The sequence below is a fragment of the Pantoea sp. 18059 genome, from assembly GCF_902706165.1.
Classification (GTDB): Bacteria; Pseudomonadota; Gammaproteobacteria; order Enterobacterales; family Enterobacteriaceae; genus Pantoea; species Pantoea agglomerans.
Window position 1 is genome coordinate 1 of sequence record NZ_CACSJS010000039.1, and the last position, 448, is coordinate 448.

At 35.0% G+C, this 448-nt stretch carries 1 protein-coding gene; it reads left to right on the forward strand.

Annotation, left to right across the window (positions count from 1 at the left end; all coding sequences use genetic code 11):
* Positions 1-78 precede the first annotated feature (78 nt).
* The coding region (locus tag GVJ63_RS21945; protein WP_159227365.1) for a hypothetical protein at positions 79-448 on the forward strand (370 nt) is incomplete at its 3' end.

A 448-nucleotide genomic window follows, 5' to 3' on the forward strand; every position in this document is an offset into this window, starting at 1 on the left:
CCTATGCCAGCCTGTCCATCCTGTGCCTTTGTGCTAAAGAACCTCGGAATAAAAGACAAGTGTAACAACAGGAATTAAATGACTGAAGCAATTAGAATAGATGATTTGCACCAATTGGAAAGTCTCCCCTATGCAAAAATACTGATCATAATTAATGAATTTATTACCCACTTATTTAAAAAATTTGACCTCGAAAAAAAAATACCCGCAGATGAAATATTTGAGATTAAAAAAATAAACCAGTCAATACTTGACTTCACAGAAAAAAGGATAGGCATAGCTGATTTAAAGGAAATTCGTAAAGGCGCCTGGATGCTTCACGACCAAAGTGCAGAACCAAGAAAGTCAATCATTAGAATAATTATATTCGGCCTTTATGAAGAGGAATTTGAAGGGCATGACCCAAAATATATAGCCTTCGACGTCTTCAATGCCATAATTTTTATTC